This is a genomic window from Collinsella acetigenes (assembly GCF_012844445.1).
Classification (GTDB): domain Bacteria; phylum Actinomycetota; class Coriobacteriia; order Coriobacteriales; family Coriobacteriaceae; genus Collinsella; species Collinsella acetigenes.
Genome location: NZ_JABBCP010000002.1, coordinates 477,154 through 501,342, shown reverse-complemented (window position 1 = coordinate 501,342; position 24,189 = coordinate 477,154). Strand labels below are relative to the sequence as shown.

Genomic DNA, 24,189 nt, shown 5'->3' with positions numbered 1-24,189 from the left:
TGCATCTAGCTGCAGGTTTGCTATACTTGCTTAGCAATTGAAGTTAAGCCGTGAGAAGTGGGGTTTCGACCCCGCTTCTTTTTTGTATGAGGAGGTGTTGCATGGTCAAGACCAAGGTAGAGCAGAGCATCATCGATGCGCTCGAGGCAGTAGCCGCCGACCACGGTGTCGATATCGTCGACGTCGAGGTCGTAGGTGCCACCAAGGCGCCGTGTGTCCGCGTGAGGATCGATAATCTCGATGGCGAGTCCATTTCGCTCGATGAGGTGACCGCGCAGAGCAGCTGGGTAAGTGATGTTGTCGAGGGTTTGGATCCCATTTCGAGCAGCTATACGCTCGAGGTCTCTTCCCCGGGTATGGCTCGTCCCCTGCGTCGTCCTTCGGACTTCCAGAAGTTCATTGGTGAGCGCTGCGAGCTTTCGGCCATTGCAACCGAGGGCCAGCGTCGATATAAGGGCATCATCGCTGCGGCCGACGAGGCTTCTGTCACCCTCGAGACCGAGGATGGGGAGCAGACGAGCATCTCCTTTGACGACGTGAAGAAAGGTACCTTGAAGCCGACCTTCGACTTCAAGAAAGAGAAGGGCGGTAAATAGATATGGCAGCATCCGAGATGATGGAAGCCCTCATGGCCCTGTGCCAGGAGAGGCATATCGATCAGCTTTACCTCATCGATCGTCTGGAGCAGTCGCTCGCTAAGAGCTACGCTGAGATTCTTCACCTGGATTGGGGCGCGAAGGTCACCATCGACCGCTCCACCGGCAAGATCTACGTGTACAAGCTGATTCCCGACGACGACTCCATGGACGAAGAGGGCAATTACACTCGTTTCGAGGAGATTGACGTCACCCCGAAGGACACCTCTCGCATCGCAGCCCAGCACGCCAAGGCAGAGATCAACGCCATCGTGCGCAATTCTGCTCGCGAGCAGATCTACGAGGAGTTCTCTGGCCGTATCGGCGATATCATCACCGGTACCGTGCTGCAGTCCACGCCCGACTTCACGATTGTCAAGATCCGCGAGGGCGTCGAGGCCGAGCTTCCGCACTTCGACCTTCACCGCTACGAGGACGAGCGCAATGAGCGCCCCATGGGTGAGCGCTACCTGCACAACCAGCGTCTGAAGGCCGTTATCATCGACGTGCGCGACCCCAACTCCACCGTGCCGCCCGTGCGCGGCGAGCACAGCCGTCCGCCCATCGTCATCTCCCGTACGCACCCGGCCCTCATCAAGCGTCTCTTCGAGCAGGAGGTGCCCGAGATCTACGAGGGCACCGTTGAGGTCAAGTCCATCGCCCGCGAGCCGGGCCAGCGATCCAAGGTCGCCGTCCACTCCCTGGACGATCGTCTTGATCCCGTGGGCGCCTGCGTTGGCCCCAAGGGCAGCCGCGTCCGCGCTGTCGTGGGTGAGCTTCGCGGTGAGCGCGTGGACGTCATTTTGTGGAATGCCGATCCCGCCGTCTACGTTGCCAACGCATTGTCCCCGGCCAAGGTCACTCGCGTGTTGATTGACGAGGAGAAGAACTACGCCGGCGTCATCGTTCCCGACGACCAGCTTTCTCTTGCCATTGGTAAAGAGGGCCAAAACGCACGCCTTGCTGCCCGCCTGACTGGCTGGCACATCGACATCAAGAACGAGACGCTCGCAGCCGATATCTTGAAGAACGTTCCCGTTATCGAGGAGCAGCCGGCAGACGACCTGCTGTCCGACGATGAGCCCGAGCGCTGTGCGTATGTCAACGAGGACGGCATCCGCTGCCGCAACCAGGCTCGTCCCGGTTCGCGATTCTGCGGCGTGCACGATCCCGTGAACATGGGTGAGGGCGAGTCCGATTACATCTCGGAAGCCGAGGATCTGATCTAGCGGGAAGGCGCGATTGCGCCCAGCCGCTTGTCTGAAAGGAACCCGCAAGATCATGGGCGCCCTGTGCGCCCGAAAGGTAGGTGTTTATGGCAAAGGTTCGTGTTTCAACCCTCGCCAAAGAATTTGGAATGACCTCCAAAGAGATGCTGGGGCATCTCGCGGAGATGAAGATTCCCGCCAAGGGCGCATCGTCTGCCCTTGAGGACGCATACGTATCCATGGTGCGCAAGAAGCTCGCTCCGATTCTTGAGGCCCGTGCTGCCGAGATCGAGGCCGAGAAGCGCGCCGAGGAGGAGGCTGCTGCCGAGGAGGCAAAGCGTGCCGCCGAGGAGGCCGAGCGCGAGCGCATTGCTGCCGAGGCCCGCCGTGAGGAAGAGCGCAAGATTTCCGAGGCTGCGCGTGCTGCCGAGGAGGCCGCCCGCGCCGCTGCCGCCGAGGCAGAGCGCATTGCCCGCGAGAAGGCCGAGGCCGAGCGCCGCGAGGCAGAGCTCGAGGCGAAGCGTCGCGCCGTTCCCGCAAGTGATTCCGGCTCTCGTTTCCGCTCCCTTCTGGACCAGATCGCCGCTCAGGAAGAGGTCTTGAAGGAGAAGAAGCAGGAGAGCGCCAAGAAGGAGGAGACTCGCGAGGATCGTCGTGGCAACCGCGACAACAACCGTCGTGGCGGTCGCCGTGCTCCCCAGAAGTCCGAGGACGCTCCCGCTCGCAGCCCCCGTCGTTCAAGCACTCCCTCTATGCCTGCCGGTATGGACTTCCCCAACCCCGATAAGCAGGGCAAGGGCAAGAAGCAGCACAAGGGTCACGCAGCTGGCGAGGAGGACCGCTACTCCCGTATGGCTCGCGAGGCTGAGGAATACAGCCGCGAGAAGGTTCTCGAGGAGGCTCGTGCCGCCGTCGAGGAGGCTTCGCGTGAGTCTACCGGTCGCCGCAAAAAGCGCAAGGAGAAGCGTGAGCGCGAGGCAGCTCGCGTCCAGGAGGAGAAGAAGATCGAGGAGGCTTTGGCTCAGGGCATCAATCCCGAGGAGCTTGATGCCGTCCGCGTCTCCCAGGGCGTGACCGTAGCCGAGCTCGCCGAGGCCCTCGAGGTCCCCGCCAACGACATCATCAAGCGCCTGTTCCTGCTGGGCACTCCGCTTACCATGACGCAGACCATGAGCGACGACCTTGTCGAGCTCGTGGCTGACGACCTGGGCCGTCAGGTCAAGATCATCACTCCGGAGGAGGAGAACACCTTCTCGTTCTATGACGACCCGGCAGACCTTAAGAGCCGTGCCCCGGTTGTTACCGTCATGGGTCACGTCGACCACGGCAAGACGTCGTTGCTCGACGCCATCCGTAACACCGGCGTCGCCGCTGGCGAGGCCGGTGGCATCACGCAGGCCATCGGTGCTTCCCAGGTCTTTATCAACGGTCGCAAAATCACCTTCATCGATACCCCTGGTCACGCCACCTTTACGGCAATGCGTGCCCGTGGCGCCAAGGTGACCGACATCGTCATCCTGATCGTTGCTGCCGATGACGGCGTTATGCCCCAGACCATCGAGTCCATCAACCATGCGAAGGCCGCTGGCGTACCCATTGTCGTTGCCGTCAACAAGATTGATAAGCCCGGTGCGAACCCCGATAAGGTTCGCCAGGAGCTCACCGAGTACGGCATCATCCCCGAGGAGTGGGGCGGACAGAACATGTTCGTCAACATCTCGGCCAAGAAGAAGATCGGTATCGATGAGCTTCTCGAAACCGTCATTCTCCAGGCCGACGTCCTTGAGCTTAAGGCCAACCCCGACACCTTCGCTTCGGGCAATGTCCTCGAGGCCAAGCTCGACAAGGGCCGCGGCTCTGTTGCCACCGTGCTTGTGACCCGCGGTACCCTGCACGTGGGCGACACTCTTGTGGCCGGTCTTACCTATGGCCGTGTTCGCGCCATGCTCGACCCCAAGGGCCGTCCCGTCACCGAGGCAGGCCCCTCCGACGCTGTCGAGATCCTTGGTCTTCAGTCCGTCCCGAACGCAGGCGACGAATTCCGTGTGTTCGAGGACGAGCGCGAGGCCCGCGCGCTTGCCGAGCAGCGCTCGCTCAAGGCGCGTATCGAGGAGCAGAGCCACGTTAAGCACGTTACGCTCGAAAACCTCTTCGACACCATGGCCGATGCCGAGGTCAAGGAACTCAACCTCATCATCAAGGCCGATGTCCAGGGTTCCATCGAGGCCCTCAAGGACTCGCTGGACAAGATGGACCAGTCCGAGGTCCGCATCAACACGATCCACGCCGCCGTCGGTGCCATCAACGAGACCGACGTCGTCCTCGCCGATGCCTCCAACGCCATTATCATTGGCTTTGGCGTGCGTCCCGACGGCAAGGCCCGTTCTGCCGCCGAGCATCAGGGTGTCGAGATTCGCTGCTACGATGTTATCTATAAGGCGCTTGAGGACCTCGACGCTGCTCGTATCGGCATGCTCAAGCCGACCGAGGTTGAGGTTTCCACCGGTCTTGCCACTGTTGTCGACACCTTTAAGGTGCCCAAGGTTGGCATTGCCGCCGGTGTCCGCGTCGAAGAGGGCGAGATTGCCGCAACCGACTCCGTGCGCCTCGTGCGCGACGGTATCGTTGTCTTCAACGGTAAGATCGCATCGATGCGCCACTACAAGGACGAGGCCAAGAGCCTTCGCAGCGGTACCGAGGGCGGTATCGGCCTCGAGAACTTCCAGGACATCAAGCCTGGCGACCAGATCGAGGGTTACCGCATCGATCAGGTTGCCCGTACCGAGTAGGAAACAGAGGGTATCGTGAAGCAAAACGCCGCCACTCGCCGTACTGGCGAGCAACTGCGCGAAAAGCTCGGCACCATCTTGCTGTTCGAGATCTCCGATCCGCGTCTTGACCTTGTGACCCTTACGGGTTGCGAGGTCAGCGTGGACCGCTCCTTCGCGCGCGTTTACGTCTCATGTGAAGCCGATCGCTACGATGAAGTGCTCGAGGCGCTGGATAGCGCTAAGGGCAAGATTCGTAAGCTGTTGTCTCGCGCACTCGATTGGCGTGTGGTTCCTCAGCTCGATTTCAAGATTGACCGTTCCACCGATCAGGCCGAGGCTATCGCCGAGGCACTCAAGGTCGTGCCCGAGACTATGTCGATCGAGAAAGATGAGGAAGGCTACCCCATCGTGGATTTCGTTTCGCTGGAGGGCGATACCGACCATGAGTAGTATCTCCTGCTCCTGCGGCGAAGAGGGCTTGGACGCTCCCGAGCCTTCCTTCGTGTGGGACAGTGTTGTCGAAAAAATCGAAGATGCCGAGACGATCGTCATCTGCGGCCATGTCAATCCCGACGGCGATGCCATCGGTTCGACGCTGGCGCTTGGTCAATCCTTGCGCCGGCGCTATCCTCAGAAGGCCATTTCATGTCTTCTGCCCACCGAGGCGCCCGTTCCGCGCGTTTATCGCTTCTTGCCGGGAGCGACCGACATGACCCCGGCATCTTCCTATCCGCTCGATCCTGACCTCTTCATCTCGGTGGATGTTCCGACGATTGAGCGTTTGGGCGATGCGGCTGCGATTGCGATGCGCTCGGAGTATGTGGTCACGATCGACCATCATCCCGCCCGCTCGGAATTCGGTGACGTTGTAGTGCGTCGTCCCGAGGCTGCTGCCTGCGCGGTCATCATCGATGATTTCTTGATCTTTGCCGGCTATCCGGTTGATCCCGATGTGGCAAACTGCCTGCTTACGGGCCTTGTTACCGACACAGGACGCTTTCAGTATCAAAATGCCAATTGCGAGGCGTTTACCTGCGCTTCGCGACTGGTCCATGCCGGTGCCGATCCCGCTCTTGTAGCCCTTCGCGTCTATCAGAGCCAGCGCTTGGAGTATCTGCACCTGGAAAGCGTCGTCATGGGCCGTATCGAGGCTGCAGCGGAGGGGCGCATCACCTATAGCTATGCGCTTGCTTCCGATCTTGCCAAGCATGGCGTTTCTCCCGATGAGTGCGATGGCTTGGTTGACGTCGTGAGGGCCATCGATGGATCTATTGTCTGCTTGTTCCTGCGCGAGGTGGGGGAGGGCGAGATTCGCGGCAACTTGCGTTCAAAGTGCTCGCTCGATGTCTCGCAAATCGCCGCTCGGCACGATGGCGGTGGCCACGCGGCCGCTGCCGGATTTACTTTCTATGGCACGGTGGAGGAGGCGTTGGACGCCCTTCTTCCCGAGCTGATCGAACTTGTTCACACGCTCGATGCGTAAAGGTGATGCATGGTTAAGCGCATTCCTTCTGATATCAATCTTTTATTTGCCGTCGACAAGCCCCTCGGGTGCACGTCTCACGATGTCGTTTCGCGCGTGAGGCGGGCCTTGGGGGTTCGTCGTGTGGGCCATGCGGGCACGCTCGACCCGTTGGCCACCGGTGTCATGGTGCTTGGTGTTGGGCAGGCGACGCGTCTGCTTGGCATGCTTACGCTCGATCGCAAAAGCTATATTGCTTCCGTTTCCTTTGGAAGCGAAACCAACACCGATGACTCCGAGGGCGAGGTCACGCGCACGGCACCTGTTGACGCTAAGCTCAAGGACGAGGCGTATGCCCGCGGCGTCTTGGATTCGTTTGTGGGGCCTCAGATGCAGGTTCCGCCAGCATTCTCGGCGATTTCCGTCAATGGCGTTCGCGCCTACAAGCGTGCGCGAGCGGGAGAGAACGTGGATCTTCCCGCCCGTCCTGTCGAGATTTTCGAGCTTCAGCTCCTCTCGGTTCTGGTTGACGGGGAGCAGGTAGTTTGGAATATCGCCTGTACGGTGAGTAAGGGCACCTATATCCGCTCACTTGCGCGCGATATCGGGCGTGCTGCCCAGAGTGCGGCTCATATCGTCTCGCTGCGACGTAGCGCCTCGGGCTCCATTTCCCTGGCTCATGCAATTGAGCTTGAAGGCGTGAGTGCAGATGCTCTTCGTGCGCATGCCATCGATCCTGTCTCCTCGCTGGGCTTGGGTAGAGTCGATTTGCCGTCCGAAGCGCTCGCTCGCATTCTTAACGGTCGGACCATCGACGCTGGCTCTTTTGGTGAATGTCTGCCCGAGGGGTCTCCTTGTGCTCTTGTGATCGAAGGGCAGATGCGCGCCATTGCCTGCTTAGAGCAGCGGCGTTATGTTATGCGCGACGTGTTTCCGCAGGGTATCGAAGGTGTGTCATGAGTCATCCCGATGCATTTTCATTAAGGCGCGACTTCATACTCGGCAAAGCTTTGGCACCTATCTATGCCCTCAAGGACGCCGCCGCTCTTTCGCGTTGCGCATGTGCGGTCGCTATCGGTGCGTTTGACGGCGTGCATCGTGGACATCGGCATCTTATTAACCAGATGGTTGCCGATGCACATGAGCACGGAATCGCTGCTATTGCGGTAACCTTCGATCCCGATCCCGATACCGTAGTGTCTGCTGCTCCTGCGCCCAAGCTGACGCTCGTCGCCGACCGACTTCGTCTGCTCGCCTCGTCGGGTGTCGATGCCGTCTGTGTGGTTCCCTTTGACTCCGCCCTCGCGTCCTTGGACCACGATGCCTTTTTTACGCGCGTTCTCCTTCCGGTTCTCGATATTCGTTCAGTTCATGTGGGTTCGAACTTCCGCCTGGGATATCGTGGGGCTTCCGATGTGAATGCTATCCGTGATTGGGCGCGTGGCAGAGGGATCGAGGTTTTTGGACACGAGCTTGTGTGTGATGACGGTGACGTTGTGAGCGCAACGCGTATTCGTTCGCTAATCTCGTCTGGTTCTATGGAGATGGCTGCGGCAGAGCTTGGCCGTACGTATGCGGTGCGCGGACGTGTCGCTCGCGGTCGCGGCGAGGGGCACAAGATGGGCTTTCCTACGGCCAATGTTGTGATTGATTCGAACATTCTCGCTCCTCAAGAAGGGGTCTATGCCGGCTTTGCCTGTCTTGGCGAGGAGGCATGGCCTGCGGCTATCAACGTTGGTTTGCCGCCGACGTTCAAGGGTGCCCCAGGCTCGGCAAAGCTCGAAGCCAATATTGTCGGTTTTTCGGCCGATATCTATGAACGAGACATCGCCCTCTCGTTCACTAAACAGTTGCGCCGCTCCCGTCCGTTCGATTCGCTCGACGAGCTTATCGCGACGGTCGAGGGCAATATTCAAGATGTTCGCGATCTCTATGGCGAGGGGAGGTACGATCTTCGCGCATGATCAGTGATGAAGATAAAAATCGTGTTCGCGCAGCGACCGATTTGGTTGCGCTCGTTCAAGAGACCGTGGAGCTTCGTCCCCGCGGCCATGAGTTTTGGGGCTGCTGTCCCTTCCATGGCGAGAAAACCCCTTCGTTTCATATCATCCCTGCGACGCAGGTGTGGCACTGCTTTGGCTGCGGTGAGGGTGGAGACTGCTTTACCTACATCATGAAGCGCGAGAACCTTTCGTTTCCCGAGTCCATTCGCTATCTTGCGGAGCGCGCGGGCATCGAGCTTCAGGAAGAAGCATCCTTTACGCGTCGCGGTACGAAGCGCGCGCGTCTTGTCGAAGTGTGCGAGGCGACGTGCGACTTTTACCATACGATGCTCATGCGCGGCAAGGACGGTCGCGGACGCGAGTATTTTGCGAGCCGCGGTTTGGGTTCGGATGTGTGTCAGCGCTATCGACTCGGTTTTGCTCCGGGTCGTGGCGCACTCGTCAACCATCTGCGCTCCCAGGGTTTTTCGCCTCGTGAGATGATCGATGCGAATGTTGCCATCGACCGCCGCGGAGGCCTTGCCGATCGCTTCTACGATCGCGACATGTTTCCCATCTTTGATGAGCAGGGAAAATGCATTGCCTTTGGTGGGCGCATCATGGGGGCGGGGGAGCCCAAGTATCTCAATACGTCCGAGACCCCGCTTTTTCATAAGAAGCGAAATCTCTATGGTTTTAACTGGGCAAAAGAGCATATCGTTGCCGCCAACGAGGCCGTTGTGGTCGAGGGCTACACCGATGCCATCGCCTGCTGGGAAGGCGGCATTAAAAATGTCGTCGCCACATTGGGCACAGCGCTCACAGAGCATCACGTCAAGACGCTTACGCGTTTTGCCAAGAAGATTATTTACCTGTTCGACGGCGACAATGCAGGTCAGAAGGCAGCCGAGCGCGCCATCCAGTTTGTCGAGACGGGCTCTATTGATTTGCGCTGCGTCATTTTGCCAGACAATATGGACCCGAACGACTACGTTAACGCCAACGGCGGTTCTGCTTTGCGCCAGCTGCTCGACGAGTCCGAACCGTTGCTCGACTTTGTGTTTCGCAAACTCGAACAGCGTGCCGACGCTTCTACTCCTGCGGGGCGTGCACGCGCCCTTGAGGATGCGTGCCGTTTGATCTACCCGCTGCGCGCAAGCTATATGATCGACACGTATTTTGTGCGTATTGCCGATCTTTTGGGTGTCGATGTCGATATGGTGCGCACGGCTTCCAAGCGCGTGTTCAATGACGTTGCTCGTGAGGAAGAGCAGGCTCAGCAGCGTGAGGCTGCTCGGGAACGCTATCAGCAAAACGCCTCAAGATCTACGCTGCGCGCTAGCCGAGAGCCGATGCCCGCTGCCGATTTTGCCCCCGGCATCCCTCCTGTCGACGAAGAGCCTTATGAGCCTTATGACTATCTACCTGCAGAGGCCCAGGGTGCGGTGTCTGTTCCTTTTGCCGAGTCTTCCGTCTTGCCCGTGGCGCCAGCTGCCGCGGCCCCGATTTATACGGACCTCGAGCGTCGCTCGCTTGCGGGGGAGCGTGAGCTGCTCTGTCTTATGACGAGTCATCTGGATAGCTTTAGACCGTATGGGGATAGAATCTGCGAGATCGACTGGGTCGATCCACGCCATGAGGCTATCGCTTGGGCTGTTCTTGCAACACCGGAAGGTGCCGGACCCGCCGAGGTCATGGATGCGGCTCGTGCCGTTTGCGAGGATGCGGCCTCCCTTGTGAGTGCCGGTACCATTGGCGTGACCAGCGAGCACCCAACCGAGACGAACATCGTGTTTCTGCTCGATACGCTTGAACTCAACACGTTGCGCCGCCGCATGCGAACGGCGCAGGCGCGCTTGCGTTCAGATTCGGGCATGGACGCCGCGACGCGTCGAGAGCTGGCAATTCAGGCAACGCAAGATGCCGCCCGCGCTCGCGAGCTTGCCTCTGCCGTCGAGGGCGTTGCCGACCCGTTTCGGACGCTTTCAGAGCAACTGAATCAACCAAGCGCCGCGTCTAATGCGTGAAGTTGTGTTGGGCAGGTTGAATTATCCCACATGGGGTATACAAGCCTGTGCTAAAGTAATGTGTCCTGTGTGCTATGAAGGGAGAATCTGTGCCAAATAAGACTGAGAGCATGGGGAACGAGATCAAATCTCAAATCGCCACGCTTCTTCTCAAGGGTGCTGAGAACGGTAGTGTTACCGAAGACGATGTCCAGGGAATGCTCAAGGATATCAGCGTCAGTGAAGAGCAGCTCAACGCCGTCTATGGCATTCTCCGTGAACAGGGTATCAGTGTTGTGTCCGCAGATGACGACGACGCTGTGATTGGTGCCGATGACGATGACCTTAGCGCCGGTACCGATGACCTTGACGACGATCTGGATGACGAGGACAACGAGGACCATGACATCAGGGTAGCTAAGCGCGCTGATGCCGAGATGGCTGCTGCCAAGCCTAAAAAGAAATCGCGTTCGCGTACGAGCCGTTCTCGTTCTCGCACGCGTGGCGTTGACGCTTCGACCGTCATGCTCACCGGCGACCCGGTGCGCATGTATCTCAAAGAGATCGGTAAGGTTGACCTGCTCACCGCTGCCGATGAGGTCGACTTGGCTATGAAGATCGAGGCTGGTCTTGAGGCGTCGAACAAGCTTGAGGCTGCCGAGAATGGCGAGATCGAGCTCACGCGCGCCGAGATGCGCCGTCTTACACGTGTCGAGAACGTGGGCCTTGAGGCCAAGCAGGCGCTTATCAGCGCAAACTTGCGTCTGGTTGTTTCTATCGCCAAGCGCTATGTTGGCCGTGGCATGCTCTTCCTCGATTTGATTCAGGAGGGCAACCTTGGCTTGATTCGCGCGGTCGAGAAGTTCGACTATGAGAAGGGCTTTAAGTTCTCCACGTATGCCACGTGGTGGATTCGCCAGGCTATTACCCGTGCCATTGCGGATCAGGCTCGTACCATTCGTATCCCGGTCCACATGGTCGAGACCATCAATAAGCTTGTCCGCGTGCAGCGTCAGCTTTTGCAGGACCTCGGTCGCGACCCGACCCCGGAAGAGATCGGCGCCGAGATGGACATGAGCGCCGACCGCGTACGCGAGATCCAAAAGATCAGCCAGGAGCCCGTTTCCCTTGAGACTCCTATCGGTGAGGAAGAGGATTCTCAGCTGGGCGACTTCATCGAGGACTCCCAAGCGGTCGTTCCGCCCGATGCGGCGAGCTTCTCGATGCTTCAGGAGCAGCTCACGCAGGTCCTCGATAGCTTGGCTGATCGTGAGCGCAAGGTTATTGAGCTTCGCTTTGGCCTTGTTGACGGGCATCCTCGTACGCTCGAGGAAGTTGGTCGCGAATTTGGCGTTACGCGTGAGCGTATTCGTCAAATCGAGTCCAAGACGTTGGCGAAGCTGCGCCATCCTAGCCGTTCGAGCAAACTCAAGGACTATATCGAGTCCTAAATTTCAAAGCCCTGTCTTATGACGGGGCTTTTTTATGAAAACAGGAGCGACATCTAGGGTGATATCGCTCCTGTTTTGAGTTTGAAAATCGGGGGATAATAAAAAAGCCCACCTCGAAAGGCGGGCTTGAAGTTTCTGGCTCCTCGAGTAGGACTCGAACCTACAACAGCGCGGTTAACAGCCGCGTGCTCTACCATTGAGCTATCGAGGAATGGTGTGTGCTGCTGAGCAACAAAATTTAGTATAGGGGAAAGTTTTGGGGATGCAAGAACTATTTTAAAATTTTTTTGGCATTCATTTTTAGTTACTGTTGAACCGGAATTCAATCAATTGGTTGCCGTCCGTTTGGCGGGAAAGGCCGTTTGTCGTTGCCTTGATGCTTTCGTCTAAGTTCGCTTGACAAGCGTGCGGGGCAGTCTAGACTGAATACGACCATTAAGCGCGTACGAGATGCTCGCATGGAGACAACCTCATTGAGTGTTCATCTGTCTTTCGAGATGCCGTTCGCCTTGGTGGTCGGCATCTATTTTTTATGCGCCCTGTACGCATGAATCGGGAAGGAGATCGATGGAACAGTCTTCACCCAAAGCGATCATCATGGACGAAGTCGCCGTCTCGCGTGCTATCAAACGCATCGCGCATGAGATCGTCGAGCGCAACGAAGGATGCGAAGACCTCGCACTCGTTGGCATCGTTACCCGTGGCGACCTGCTGGCAAAGGAGCTTGCACGCCAGATCGAGGAGATCGAGGGCGTCAAGGTTCCTCTGGGACGCCTCGACATCAGCTTCTATCGCGACGATTACCTCACGCATTTCTCTCCTGAGGTTCACGCGACCGACATCCCCTTCGATGTTAACGATAAGCGCATCGTGCTTGTCGACGACATCCTCTACACCGGTCGAACCATCCGCTCGGCTCTTGATGCGCTGATGGACTTGGGTCGCCCCTCTCGTATCGAGTTGGCTGTCCTTGTCGATCGTGGTCATCGCGAGCTGCCCATCTCTCCGGATTTTGTTGGTAAGAACGTCCCCTCGTCCCATGAGGAGAACGTACGTCTGTATCTGAAGGGGCCCGACTCGCACACCGCGGTCGAGATCTTCGATGTTAAGCCGGGCGACCGCGTCGGTTCAGCTCCGCTGGGAGGGGAGTAGCGAATGTCCTTCAACCATAAACACCTCATCGACATCACTGAGTATTCCGATGTCGATATCATGACGATTCTCGAGACCGCAAAGGCGTTCTCGGCTGTGAATGAGCGTGCCATCAAGAAGGTCCCGACCCTTAAGGGCAAGACCATCGTCAACATGTTCAACGAGCCCTCTACGCGCACGCGCAGCTCTTTTGAGCTTGCCGAGAAGCGCCTTTCGGCCGACAGCCTGAACTTTGGCGGATCTTCCACCTCGACGGTCAAGGGCGAGAGCCTGATCGATACCGTCGAGACGCTCAACGCATACAAGATCGATTGCATCGTTGTGCGCGACAAGCACGCGGGCGCTCCCTACATCGTGAGCCAGAATACACCCGCAAGCGTTATCTGCGCTGGCGACGGCAAGCACAATCACCCCACCCAAGCTCTGCTTGACCTTTACACCATCTGGGAGCACAAGGGCAGCTTCGAGGGCCTGAAGGTCGGCTTAGTGGGCGACATCAACCACTCCCGTGTTTGCGGCTCCCTGCTTCCCGCGCTGAAGATCATGGGCTGCGAGACGTACGCCATCGCTCCGGGCACCCTTCTTCCGCCCGCGCCGGAGGTTTTGGGCATCGATCACGTTTCCTCTTCGCTCGATGACGTCCTTCCCGAGCTTGACGTTGTCTACATGCTGCGCGTGCAGCAGGAGCGTCTCGAGGGCTCGCCGTTCCCCAGCATTCGCGAGTACCACAACCTGTTTGGTCTTACGCGTTTTCGCGAGCCGCTGATGAAGCCCGATGCGATCGTCTGCCACCCCGGTCCTATCAATCGCGGCGTCGAGCTCGATTCCTATATGGCCGATAACCCGTCGCGCTCGGTGATCCTGGAGCAGGTCTACTCCGGTATCTGCGTGCGTATGGCTGCCCTATACTTGCTGCTTGGAGGTTCCGATAATGGCCTTTCTGCTTAAATCCGCCCATGTGGTCGACCCTGCTGCCGGCCTTGACGAAGTCTGCGATGTCTTGATCGAGGGCGACAAGATCGCTGCTGTTGCACCCAGCCTCGAAGCCGGGGACGCCACCGTCCTCGATATGTCGGGCAAGTATCTTGTTCCCGGTCTTGTCGATATGCATGTTCATCTTCGCGAGCCCGGCTACGAGCATAAAGAGGATATCGAGAGCGGTACCCGCGCTGCTGCCAAAGGCGGCTTCACGGGCGTTTGCTCCATGCCCAACACCGATCCTGTTGCCGATAACGGCTCTGTTATCGAGTATGTGAAGGCTCGCGCTGCCGCTGTCGGCCATTGCCGCGTCTTCCCTTCGGGCGCTTGCTCGCGTGGCCTTAAGGGCGAGGCTCTTTCCGAGATGGGCGACATGGTCGCTCACGGTGCCGTTGCCTTTACCGATGACGGCCGCGGTGTCCAGGGTGCTGGCATGATGCGCCGCTGCATGGATTACGGCAAGATGTTCGGCAAGGTCTTTATGAGCCACTGCCAGGACGAGGACCTTGTGGGCGACGGCCAAATCAACGAGGGCGCCGTTTCCACGCGTCTGGGCCTGCTCGGCTGGCCGGCGCAGGGTGAGGAGATTCAGATCGCTCGCGATATCGAGCTCGCTAAGCTTACCGGTGCCAAGCTGCATATCCAGCACATTTCCACCGCTTACGGACTCGAGCTTGTTCGCCGCGCCAAGGAAGAGGGCGTCGAGGTTACCTGCGAGGCGACCCCGCATCACATGTTCCTGTCCGAGGACGATCTTGACGAGACCTACAACACCTCTCTCAAGGTCAATCCTCCGCTGCGCACCCAGGCAGATGCCGAGGCGATTCGCCAGGGCGTTATCGACGGTACGGTTGACGCCATCGTTACCGATCACGCTCCCCATGCCGCATGGGAGAAGTCGCGTGAGTTTGAGCTCGCTCCCTTTGGCATGATCGGTCTGGAGACCTCCCTTGCACTTGTCCTCACCAACATGGTGCGTACCGGCAAGATGGGCTATGATCGCCTGGTCGAGGCCATGAGCATCGCGCCTCGCCGTATTCTGGGCCTAGATCCCGTCTCCATCCGTCCTGGCTCCGTTGCCGATATTACCGTGTTCGATCCTGAGCTCACCTGGACTGTGGGCGAGGACGGCTTTGAGTCCAAGGCTGCTAATTCCGGCTTTACCGGCGTTGAGCTTACCGGACGTGCTACCGACGTGTTTGTTGGCGGCAAGCAGACCCTCGCTGGCGGCGCAGTCTGCTAAGATTGCTTTCGTCACATGGGCGGCGCCCTTGATGGGATGCCGCCCATTTTTATTTCGATCCAATGCGTCTGTGAGAGGATTGGAGTGTCCATGCCCACACCATCTCCTGCCCGAATCCATGACTTCGAGGTCGTTTCGAACGACAAGATCGCCGACGGCATCTACTCGATCGTCATTTCGGCTCCCAAGCTCGCTACAATGCTCGAGCCTGGTCAGTTCGTCAACATCGCCGTCCCCGGCGTCTCGGCAAATCTGCTTCGCGTACCGTTGAGCTACGCCAAGGCAGACCCTGAAGCCGGAACCGTTGAGATCTGGTATGCCGTTGTAGGGGAGGGCACGCGTAACCTTTCTCTTATGGAGCCCGGCTCCACCTCCAACCTCTTGGGCCCTGGTGGCCATGGCTGGCGCGTTCCCGAGGGTGCGGGCCGTGCGCTGCTCGTTGCCGGCGGCATCGGCGTTCCGCCCATTCTGGGCGCCGCGACCATCCTTTCCCAGATGGGCGTGGCTTTTGACGTTTGCCTTGGTGCGGCTAGCGCTTCCAAGATCGTGGGCGTCGACGAGCTTTGTGCGCTTGGTGCCGAGTCTGTGAGCATCTCCACCGATGACGGCACTGCCGGCACTTGCGGTTTTTGCACCGATCCCGCTGCGGCGCTTCTTGCCAAGGGCGGCTACGACTATGTCGCCTCTTGCGGTCCTGCTCCCATGATGAAGAAGGTCGCGCAGGCAGCTGCCGATGCCGGCGTCTACTGTGAGGTCTCCCTCGAGCGCATGATGAGCTGCGGCTTTGGTGCCTGCAATACCTGTAATGTCGAAACGGTCGATGGCATGAAGGGTGCCTGCATGTGCGGCCCCGTCTTTGATGCCTCCAAGGTGGTGGTCTTCTAAATGAGCGTTAACATGGCTGTCGATTTCGGCGGCGTTAAGATGCAAAACCCCATTAACACCGCAGCCGGCACCTTTGGCTACGGCTGGCAGTTCCAAAATTTCTTCGATGTCTCCAAGCTTGGAGCCATCACCACCAAGGGCTGCGCTGCCGAGCCCTGGCCTGGCAACCCCGCTCCGCGTATGGCTGAGGTCCGTGGCGGCATGATCAACTCCGTCGGTCTGCAAAACCCCGGCGTTCGCGCGTTTGCCGAGGAGTCCGGTCCTTGGCTTAACCAGCTGAGCAAAGATGGCTGCCAGGTTATCTGCCAGGTGTGCGGCCATTCTACTCCCGAGTACGTGCGCGCGCTCGAACTCTTTGATGAGCTGTGCCCTTGGGCTGCGGGCTTTGAAATCAATGTCAGCTGCCCCAATATCGCTGCCGGCGGCGCTGCCTGCGGTTCTACTCCCGAGGGTGCGGGCGAGGTCATGCGTGCCTGCCGTAAGGTTACCGATCGCCCCCTCTTCGTAAAGATGGCTCCGGCCAACGTTGTCGATGTAGCGCGCGCTCTCGAGGCTGAGGGTGCCGATGGCCTTTCCATCATCAACTCTATCCAGGGTATGGCTATCGATGTCAATACTCGTAGGTCCAGGGTCGCAAAGCCTAAGGGCGGCCTTTCGGGTCCCCTTTGTCATCCCATCGCGGTCCGAATGGTGTGGGAGGTTGCCCAGGCGGTCGACCTGCCCATCAACGGCGTCGGTGGCGTTATGACCGGCGAGGATGCCGCTGAGTTTATCCTTGCGGGTGCTACTTGCGTTTCTGTTGGCATGGCAAACTTCGTCGATCCGACGGCCTCCTTGCGCATCGCAGGCGAGCTCGAGCAGTGGGCAGAGTCCCAGGGCGTATCCGATATTAACGAGCTGGTGGGTGCATTCGAATGCTAGACGCAGACGCACGCGATCGCGTGATTATCGCCCTCGATTGCGACCGCGATCGAGCATTGGAGCTTGGACATGCCCTTGCCGGTAAGGCATCGTGGATCAAGATTGGCATGACCTTGTATTATGCCGAGGGTCCTGCGATCGTCGAGGAGTTCAAGTCCCTTGGGTTCAAGGTCTTTTTGGACCTCAAGTTTTATGACATTCCGCATCAGGTCGAGGGCGCTGCGCGCTCTGCGGCGCTTGCCGGCGCCGACTTGCTATCCGTCCATGGCTCCGGCGCTTCCGCTATGTTGCGCGCTTGTCGTGAGGGTGCCGAGCAAGCTGCAACCGTTCGCGGTGATCGTCCGCGCTTAGTTGCCATCACCGTTCTTACAAGCATGGATCAGGATTGCCTGACCGAGATCGGTGTTGACCATCCCGTGGCCGAGCAAGCGGATCGTCTTGCACGTCTGGCGCAGGCCTCAGGCATCGACGGCGTCGTTTGCTCTCCGCGCGAGGCCGCACACATGCGTGAGCTTCTTGGGCCCGATGCGCTCGTCGTCACTCCGGGCGTGCGCCCTGCGGGCGCGGATTTGGGCGATCAAAGCCGCGTCGCTACGCCGTCCGACGCGATCAGCGCCGGTGCCAGCCATATTGTTGTTGGCAGGCCCATCACTGCATCTTCCGACCCCCTTGCTGCCTACGAGGCTATTGTTTCCGAGCTGGTTGAGAAGGTCGAATAGGGCACAAGGCGAATACGGGGCATTAAATATGCAGGCAGTGCGCGTGCATTCTATGGAATAACGTCCATAAGCTGCATGTTTTTATTTGCCTGCTTGTACTTTATGCCCCGTTCGTCTAAAGTAAGTTCCTGCAAAAGCCGTTTGACAGGCATTTTCCCTGCAAAACGCTACTATCGTTCATAAAACCAATCCTATTTGGAGGTTCGAATGCCGCTCCCTCAGCTCACTGATGAACAGCGCAAGGCCGCTCTCGAGAAGGCTGCTGCTGCCCGCCATGCGCGTGCAGAGCTTCGTGAGAAGATTAAGAAGGGTGACGTCTCCCTCGAGTCCGTGCTCAACTCCGATGATCCCATCGCTTCCCGCATGAAGGTTTCCACCCTCATCGAGTCCCTTCCCGGCTATGGCAAGGCTAAGGCTGCAAAGATCATGGAGGAGCTTGGCATTTCCGCCACTCGTCGTGTTCAGGGCCTCGGCGTTCGTCAGCGCGAGCAGCTGCTTGAGCAGCTCACCAAGTAAGTGAGTGCTTTCACGCCCAAGCTTTTTGTGATTTCCGGACCGTCAGGTGCAGGAAAGGGAACGTTGGTCGCGCGGGTGCGCGACCTTCACCCTAACCTGGGCCTGACGGTTTCCGCTACCACAAGAGAGCCTCGTCCCGGCGAGGTCGATGGGGTTAATTATCACTTCTTATCCGAGGAAGACTTCCGCCATCGCATCGATGCCGATGAATTTATCGAATGGGCAAATGTCCATGGACATATGTACGGCACTCCTGCTTCTGAGGTCAAAAAGAATCTCGATGCGGGAAATTCCCTGATTATCGAGATCGATGTTCAGGGAGCCTTCCAGGTCAAGGAACGTTTCCCCGAAGCTGTTTTGATTTTTATCATGCCTCCTTCTCTTGAGGTTTTGGCCGAGCGCCTGCGCAATCGCGGCACCGAGACGGAGGAGTCCCTCTCGCTTCGCCTTGCCAATGCCAGCCACGAGATTGAACTGAGCGACCGCTACGATGACGTTGTGGTCAACGACGATTTGGACGATGCGACAGCCGAGTTGCTGAATGTCATCCAACAGCACGAAAGGAATTGAGGCCATCATGTCTGTTGTTAAGCCTCGTATTGACGATCTGCTTGAGAAGACCGACGAGAACCGTTTCCTGCTCGCCGCTCTCGCTTCTAAGCGCGCATGCGATATCAATAGCATGCTGCGCGGCCAGCACAATCGCGTGCTTGCCGTCCAGGATGTCGACGATATCACTATCGCCATGTCCGGCAAGGACACGATTTCTATGGCTATGGAAGAGATTGAAAACGGTAACATCTCCTACGATCATGACCGTTTTGAAACCGCTATGGGTCATAAGGTCTCGGAGTAGCCGATGGCAAGTCGCGTATGTCTGGTGCACTATCACGAGATAGGGCTTAAAGGCAAGAATCGCGCCCATTTCGAACGCATCCTCATGGATAACCTGAAGGCGGCCTTGGCCGCCTTTTCAGTCTCGACCATCGTTCGAATCTCTGGGCATATTCTCGTCACGTTTTCCGAGGCGGGTCAGGCAGAAGAGGCATTTGACCACATGCTTCGTGTCCCCGGTGTGGCTCGTGTATCGCTGGCGTTCCATACTAACCGTGAGCCTGCGGAGTATTGCGATGCGGCCGTTAAGGCTCTTGGCGAGTTTGGCGAGTTTCAAACGTTTAAAGTCGCGGCAAGGCGCTCCAATACGGATTACCCCCTGACGTCAATCGATCTTAATCGTCAGGTGGGGGAGGTGCTCTGCGAGGCTTTTCCCGATAAAAAAGTGCAGATGCATGATCCCGATGCCACGGTTCACGTACTCGTGGTGCAAGGAAGCGTGTACGTGTACGCAAAGAGCGAACGCGGCTGTGGCGGTCTTCCTCAGGGGAGTGCCGGTAAGGTTGTTACGCTTCTTTCCTCTGGTATCGATTCTCCTGTTTCTACCTGGATGCTCGCTCGTCGCGGTGCCGTGCCGGTGCCTGTTCATTTCTCCGGCCGTCCGCAGACTGCCGATACCAGTGAGTACCTGGTTCAGGATATTGTTCGTGCACTTGGACCCGAGGTTCAAATCGGTCGCGTCTACGTTGTTCCGTTTGGCGATTGTCAGCGCGAGATTTCGATTGCCTGTCCTAACGCCCTGCGCGTGATCATGTACCGACGTATCATGTATTCTGTGGCAGAACGCATCGCTCAAATTGAGGGAGCAAAGGCAATCGTCACCGGAGAGTCCCTGGGCCAGGTTGCCTCGCAAACGCTCGAGAACATTATGGCGGTCAACGAGGTTGTGGATATTCCTGTTTTTCGCCCGCTTATCGGTTCCGACAAGCAAGAGATTATCGAGCGCGCCCAATCCATCGGTACGTTTGATATTTCCACGCAGTCTGCTCCGGATTGTTGCACGCTGTTTATGCCCAAGCGCCCCGAGACCCACGCACGCTTAGATGCCGTGCATGAAGCCTGGGATATGTTTGACCATGAGGCGATGATTGAGCATCTGGTCAAGCATGTCGAATATATCGACTTCAAGACCTCATGTTACCGTCGTCCCAAGGAGCTTTCACAGATCCATACCAGTCTTGCCCCCGCTGAGCAGGCCTGTTAGATTTCGTTGAGATTCTTGTAAGGTTGCGCTTCGGTATTTGATGTTGCCCATCCCCCTTTTCTCTTCCTTTGCAAATATGGGTAGAGAGGAGGGGGATGTTTCTTGGCTCAACATGTTCATAACAAGGCTTTGCTCACGAGGGCATTTGCGCTTGCTCGTCAAAGGCCGCGCTATCTTTTGCTTGCGCTGCTTGTCTTGCTTGGTTTTCTTATTGCACTTTTTTGTGGGACCGCTGCCGCTCGCGGAGATCGCGATGCTTTAATTGAGTGCTCGAGTGACGAGGCCGTGCCATTGCCGTCCGCTGAGTCAAAGGCATCTCCCTCTCCGGATTCTTCTTCGGAGAGCGCTGTGCTTATTGTCGATGTTTCGGGCGCCGTTTTGAATCCCGGAGTATATAAACTTAAGGAAGGCTCTCGGGTTGACGACGCCATTCAGGCGGCGGGGGGATTGTCAGAAGATGCCGACACTTCTGTCCTCAATCGTGCCTCACTTCTATCTGATGGGATGAAGATAACGGTTCCTCGCCAAGGAGAGGCGGCTCGGGAAGGCTCTCCGGCTGTTGGAGATGCACAGGTTTCTTCGGATGCATCTACGGCAAAATCTCTGATCAATATCAATACCGCCTCGTCAGAAGAGCTTCAAACACTGAATGGGGTTGGCCCATCGACGGCCGAGGCGATTATCGCCGACCGTGAGGAAAACGGCCTTTTTGCTACCACAGAAGACCTGATGCGCGTCTCGGGCATTGGTGATAAGAAGTTTGCGAAGATCAAGGACGCGATATGCGTGTGAAGCGCCTGCCCGAGTATCCTCCACGCCCCTTTATACCGCCGCTTTTCTGGTGCGCGCTAGGTTCCATCGTTATATCGATGACAATGCTCGAGAATACATGGGAACGAGCTGGGGCGGGAAGATGGTGCGGCTTTTCTTTTATCCTGCCGGTTGTTGTTTCTTTGGTTTGCATTGCCTGTCTGGTGTGCACCCGTGTTATGCGTCATTGCAAGGCTGCAAGCTTATTGAAGGCGTTGCATCTTGCTTGTCTGTGCTTGATTGCGCTCGTCTGGTCGGTATGCCTGTGGTCGAATGGTATGGCCACTCAGATTGAAGAGGTCAAAGGGACGGCAAGCTCCTATGTCTTTGAGGTTATCGGCGATTCTAATCCAGGGGAGCACGGTTTTTCCTATACTGCAGTGGCAAAACGAAAAGACGGATCAGGCACGACCTTTCGCGTACGTGCGACGGGAGAGAAGGGCCAAATGCGCGGCGATCGGTTTTGCGCTGTTGGCAACTTTGCTGCTCTTGGCGATTCCGATTGGGCGCGTTCTCGGTTTTTTAAAGGTGAGGTGGCACGTCTATCGCTGCGCACGTGTTATCCGGCAGAGCATGAGGTGTCCAACGATGTTGTCCAGCGGGTACGACGTTTTCTTTTGAATCGTCTGAATCCGGATTCTACTGAAGAGGGCTCTTTGATCACTGGTGTTCTTTGTGGCTATACGACCGAGCTGAATCGCGGGTCGATTCGGGAAGATTTTGCTGCATGCGGCCTATCTCATCTGATTGCTGTTTCGGGAAGCCATCTGGCGATTGTTGCGTGTCTTGTACAAAACGTGCTTTGGCAGTGCGGTCTCGATTCGCGTAAATCGCGTGTCCTTATGCTTGGAGCCTGTTGCTTTTACACATTGCTTACCGGTGCGGCGCCATCGACAATTCGTTCGGCTTGTATGGTTGGCTGTACAAATGTTTCGATGGGATCCGGTCGCCGCTCTCACGCCCTCTCATCGCTTTCTTTAACGCTGATCGTCATGTTGGTCATCTGGCCAAATCTCGTATTCGATTTGGGGTTTCAGCTATCGGCGTTGAGCGTCGCGTCGATTTTGATATTTGGACGCTACGTGTCCTATGCATTGCACGTGCTGCGGCTTCCATCGTTTATTGCCGAGGGCATGGGCATTACGCTGACGGCCCAGATCGCGACGCTTCCCTTGACGACGTCGGTATTCGGCCAGATATCTCTTTTAGCGCCGGTTGCGAATGTGATTATCGCGCCTCTTATTTCGATTCTTTTGGTTTTAGGGGTCGTTGCGGCGACGGTCCTTTGGATTCCTGGCATATCGGCTTTTATGGCATTGCTTCTTCATTTGTGCTCACGTGTCATTCTCTTTTTTGTTAGCGCTTTGGCTGCGGTCCCCTTTGCGAGCCTGTATGTTTCTCCACTACCTTATGCCTGGCTTGTACCACTAGCTTGCGCTGTTTTGCTTTATTGGTCGTGGCCTCGGCCAAGCGGACGAATTGTCCTCGTATTGTTTTCGCTTGTGGTTGCGTTTGTTGGCATCGACCTCCTCTATTGGGGGCACTTTGCTCCACCGCAAATCACCGTTCTCGATGTTGGTCAGGCCGATTCCATCCTTATTCGTGATGGGGACCGCTGCGTTTTGATTGATGCGGGGGTAGACGATACCGTGCTTGAAGCGTTGGCTTCCGAGCACGTCCTTTCTTTAGACGCCGTTTTGGTAACGCATTGGGATAAAGATCACTACGGAGGGCTATGCGATATTGCAAAACGATATTCTGTGGGAGAGGTCATCGTGGCTCAAGGGGCTGCTCAGCAGGCGCCTTCCGAGATTGAAGGTAGCGGTTTGAATCTCGTTGAGGTCGAACGAGGCGATACTATCCATGTGGGTAGGTTTGACTGCACCGTAATGTGGCCCTGTGAGACGGTTGACGGGGACGATAACGAGGACTCCCTTGTACTGCTTGCGCGATATGTCGAAGGTTCGGCACATCTCAGCATGTTGTTAACGGGAGACTCCGAGGTTGATCAGGAGCATGAATATGCGCCCGCAGTAGGTGATATCGATATCCTGAAGTTGGGGCATCACGGCTCTGCTAAATCGGTTGACATGTCGTTGCTTGAGGTGCTCGATCCGGAGGTTGCGATAGCATCGGCGGGGGCTCGTAACAGCTACGGTCATCCTGCGGACGAGTGCGTCGCTGCACTTCAAAACTACGGTGCGCGCTTTTACTGCACGATTGACGATGGCTCGGTTTCGTTTTTTCCTGACGCACGGGGAATACGTGTGCATTGCTCTGGCTCAAGGAGCGCCGCGTTAGAATAGGCACAGCGAAACGATGATATAGAGGAGGTATCGTGGCGGAAGCTCCACTGCTTTGCGGCTATCTGATTGTCGGTGCCGATGAGCTCAAGCGTTCTCGCGCCGTGGCCCGCATGAAAGCGCGCTTGGAGAGAAGCGGCATGGCCGCATTCAATCTCGATGAGCGCGATATGACGCATGATCCGCAGATTGCCGACATCATTGCCTCTCTAAACACCCTTCCCATGGGGTCTGATTTTCGTCTTGTGATTCTCAATGGTTGCGACAAGTTGCCCAAGGCGGTAAGTGAGCCTTTGGTCTCTTATTTTGAGAACCCTTCGCCCACAACCGTTTGCCTGGTTGTGGCCAACACCCTTGCAAAAAGCACACGTCTATACAAGGCGGTGGCAAAGCTTGGGCCCAAAGCCCTTGTTGATTGCGCGCCCAAAAAGGGCCGAGAAGTTCCGCAGCAAGTTGTCTCTATGGCTCGGGCCTACGGCAAGACGATCGACATCATGGGCGCCGAGGAACTGGTGAGCAGAGTCGGCGAGAATTCCCGCATGCTCGACAACGAGCTCAAGCGGCTTTCCGCCATGTTGGAGGGGGAGAGCATCTCGCGCTCCGATATCGAGGCGCTGGTCGCTCGAACCGCCGAGGTCAAGCCATGGGACTTGCTCAACGCGATTTCGGCGCGCGATATGAAGCGGGCGCTTGAGCTCTATCAGCTCCAGCCGCCGCGCAACGAGGTTCGACTTTTTTCGCTTTTGGTTACGCGTCTACGCGAGCTTATCTGTGCCAAAGCGCTTGATGCTCGCGGGGAGGGCAGGAACCTCGCACAGGTTTTGGGCCTCCAGGGCTGGCAGGTCCGAAACCATGTTGGCTGGGCGCGCAAGTACAGTATGGATGAGCTCGTTTGCGCCTTGCGTACTGCCGTTGATGTTGAGGCGGCACTCAAGGGGTCTGCAGATTCCGAGCTTGCCTTGCGCCTTTGGATTATATCGCTCATCGAACGAAGCTAGAAAAACCCGCGAAGCGTGAGCGTCACGTTTCGCGGGTTTCATAAAGAACGG

The 24,189-nt window shown here is 57.5% G+C and carries 22 protein-coding genes and 1 tRNA gene; 22 read left to right on the top strand and 1 reads right to left on the bottom strand.

All coding sequences use genetic code 11. The features are described 5' to 3' along the window. Nucleotides 1-101: 101 nt before the first annotated feature. From rimP to rpoD, 9 genes are all read left to right on the top strand, one after another. The gene (rimP, locus tag HF320_RS05335) at nt 102-596 is read left to right on the top strand and encodes a ribosome maturation factor RimP (RefSeq protein WP_169277364.1); all 495 of its coding nucleotides are present in this window, start codon (nt 102-104) and stop codon (nt 594-596) included. Between the two features lie 2 nt (nt 597-598). After that, nucleotides 599-1,864, top strand: a complete 1,266-nt coding sequence (gene nusA / locus HF320_RS05330; RefSeq protein WP_022386934.1) for a transcription termination factor NusA — start codon at nt 599-601, stop codon at nt 1,862-1,864. Between the two features lie 86 nt (nt 1,865-1,950). Further along, entirely contained in the window at nt 1,951-4,632 is a 2,682-nt protein-coding gene (infB, locus tag HF320_RS05325) for a translation initiation factor IF-2 (protein WP_169277363.1), read from the top strand. Nucleotides 4,633-4,647: 15 nt separating this feature from the next. Next, nucleotides 4,648-5,064: a 30S ribosome-binding factor RbfA gene (gene rbfA / locus HF320_RS05320; RefSeq protein WP_022387329.1), complete on the top strand. Its 417-nt coding sequence runs from the start codon at nt 4,648-4,650 to the stop codon at nt 5,062-5,064. Continuing rightward, complete coding sequence (locus HF320_RS05315; RefSeq protein WP_169277362.1) at nt 5,057-6,097, top strand: DHH family phosphoesterase; 1,041 nt, start codon at nt 5,057-5,059, stop codon at nt 6,095-6,097. The genes rbfA and HF320_RS05315 overlap by 8 nt, the downstream gene beginning before the upstream one ends. A gap of 9 nt (nt 6,098-6,106) precedes the next feature. Beyond that, nucleotides 6,107-7,036 (top strand): tRNA pseudouridine(55) synthase TruB, encoded by a 930-nt coding sequence (truB, locus tag HF320_RS05310; protein WP_169277361.1) that lies wholly within the window; start codon nt 6,107-6,109, stop codon nt 7,034-7,036. A gap of 50 nt (nt 7,037-7,086) precedes the next feature. Continuing rightward, nucleotides 7,087-8,040 carry a riboflavin biosynthesis protein RibF gene (gene ribF, locus HF320_RS05305; protein WP_248276607.1) on the top strand — a complete coding sequence of 318 codons (954 nt, stop codon included), beginning with the start codon at nt 7,087-7,089 and terminating at the stop codon, nt 8,038-8,040. Next, entirely contained in the window at nt 8,037-10,085 is a 2,049-nt protein-coding gene (gene dnaG / locus HF320_RS05300; RefSeq protein WP_169277359.1) for a DNA primase, read from the top strand. The genes ribF and dnaG overlap by 4 nt, the downstream gene beginning before the upstream one ends. An 89-nt stretch (nt 10,086-10,174) precedes the next feature. Beyond that, nucleotides 10,175-11,515, top strand: a complete 1,341-nt coding sequence (gene rpoD / locus HF320_RS05295; RefSeq protein ID WP_432417936.1) for an RNA polymerase sigma factor RpoD — start codon at nt 10,175-10,177, stop codon at nt 11,513-11,515. 136 nt (nt 11,516-11,651) lie between these two features. Here rpoD and HF320_RS05290 read toward each other — a convergent pair. After that, nucleotides 11,652-11,726: transfer RNA gene (locus HF320_RS05290), tRNA-Asn, on the bottom strand. 356 nt (nt 11,727-12,082) lie between these two features. Between HF320_RS05290 and pyrR the strand changes: the two genes are divergently transcribed. From pyrR to holA, 13 genes are all read left to right on the top strand, one after another. Continuing rightward, nucleotides 12,083-12,667, top strand: coding sequence for a bifunctional pyr operon transcriptional regulator/uracil phosphoribosyltransferase PyrR (gene pyrR / locus HF320_RS05285; protein ID WP_022387335.1), 585 nt, complete (start codon nt 12,083-12,085; stop codon nt 12,665-12,667). Between the two features lie 3 nt (nt 12,668-12,670). Beyond that, nucleotides 12,671-13,615 carry an aspartate carbamoyltransferase catalytic subunit gene (locus tag HF320_RS05280; RefSeq protein WP_040220393.1) on the top strand — a complete coding sequence of 315 codons (945 nt, stop codon included), beginning with the start codon at nt 12,671-12,673 and terminating at the stop codon, nt 13,613-13,615. Then, nucleotides 13,599-14,888, top strand: a complete 1,290-nt coding sequence (locus tag HF320_RS05275) for a dihydroorotase (protein ID WP_169277358.1) — start codon at nt 13,599-13,601, stop codon at nt 14,886-14,888. The genes HF320_RS05280 and HF320_RS05275 overlap by 17 nt, the downstream gene beginning before the upstream one ends. Before the next feature lie 90 nt (nt 14,889-14,978). Then, nucleotides 14,979-15,773: a dihydroorotate dehydrogenase electron transfer subunit gene (locus HF320_RS05270; RefSeq protein ID WP_211158955.1), complete on the top strand. Its 795-nt coding sequence runs from the start codon at nt 14,979-14,981 to the stop codon at nt 15,771-15,773. Between the two features lie 12 nt (nt 15,774-15,785). After that, the gene (locus HF320_RS05265; RefSeq protein WP_248276606.1) at nt 15,786-16,694 is read left to right on the top strand and encodes a dihydroorotate dehydrogenase; all 909 of its coding nucleotides are present in this window, start codon (nt 15,786-15,788) and stop codon (nt 16,692-16,694) included. Beyond that, nucleotides 16,688-17,413: an orotidine-5'-phosphate decarboxylase gene (gene pyrF / locus HF320_RS05260; protein ID WP_169277356.1), complete on the top strand. Its 726-nt coding sequence runs from the start codon at nt 16,688-16,690 to the stop codon at nt 17,411-17,413. The genes HF320_RS05265 and pyrF overlap by 7 nt, the downstream gene beginning before the upstream one ends. A 207-nt stretch (nt 17,414-17,620) precedes the next feature. Then, nucleotides 17,621-17,929, top strand: coding sequence for an integration host factor, actinobacterial type (mihF, locus tag HF320_RS05255; protein ID WP_022387341.1), 309 nt, complete (start codon nt 17,621-17,623; stop codon nt 17,927-17,929). Next, nucleotides 17,930-18,499 (top strand): guanylate kinase, encoded by a 570-nt coding sequence (gene gmk / locus HF320_RS05250; protein WP_169277355.1) that lies wholly within the window; start codon nt 17,930-17,932, stop codon nt 18,497-18,499. 7 nt (nt 18,500-18,506) lie between these two features. After that, nucleotides 18,507-18,785: a DNA-directed RNA polymerase subunit omega gene (locus HF320_RS05245; RefSeq protein WP_022387343.1), complete on the top strand. Its 279-nt coding sequence runs from the start codon at nt 18,507-18,509 to the stop codon at nt 18,783-18,785. A 3-nt stretch (nt 18,786-18,788) separates the two neighbouring features. Further along, a complete protein-coding gene (gene thiI, locus HF320_RS05240; protein WP_022387344.1) occupies nt 18,789-20,027 on the top strand; it encodes a tRNA uracil 4-sulfurtransferase ThiI in 1,239 nt (412 codons plus the stop codon). A gap of 102 nt (nt 20,028-20,129) precedes the next feature. After that, on the top strand, nt 20,130-20,819 hold the full coding sequence (locus HF320_RS05235) for a helix-hairpin-helix domain-containing protein (protein WP_169277354.1): 690 nt from the start codon (nt 20,130-20,132) through the stop codon (nt 20,817-20,819). Between the two features lie 296 nt (nt 20,820-21,115). Further along, nucleotides 21,116-23,143 (top strand): DNA internalization-related competence protein ComEC/Rec2, encoded by a 2,028-nt coding sequence (locus tag HF320_RS05230; protein WP_169277353.1) that lies wholly within the window; start codon nt 21,116-21,118, stop codon nt 23,141-23,143. 32 nt (nt 23,144-23,175) lie between these two features. Then, entirely contained in the window at nt 23,176-24,138 is a 963-nt protein-coding gene (gene holA, locus HF320_RS05225; protein WP_169277352.1) for a DNA polymerase III subunit delta, read from the top strand. Nucleotides 24,139-24,189 lie beyond the last annotated feature (51 nt).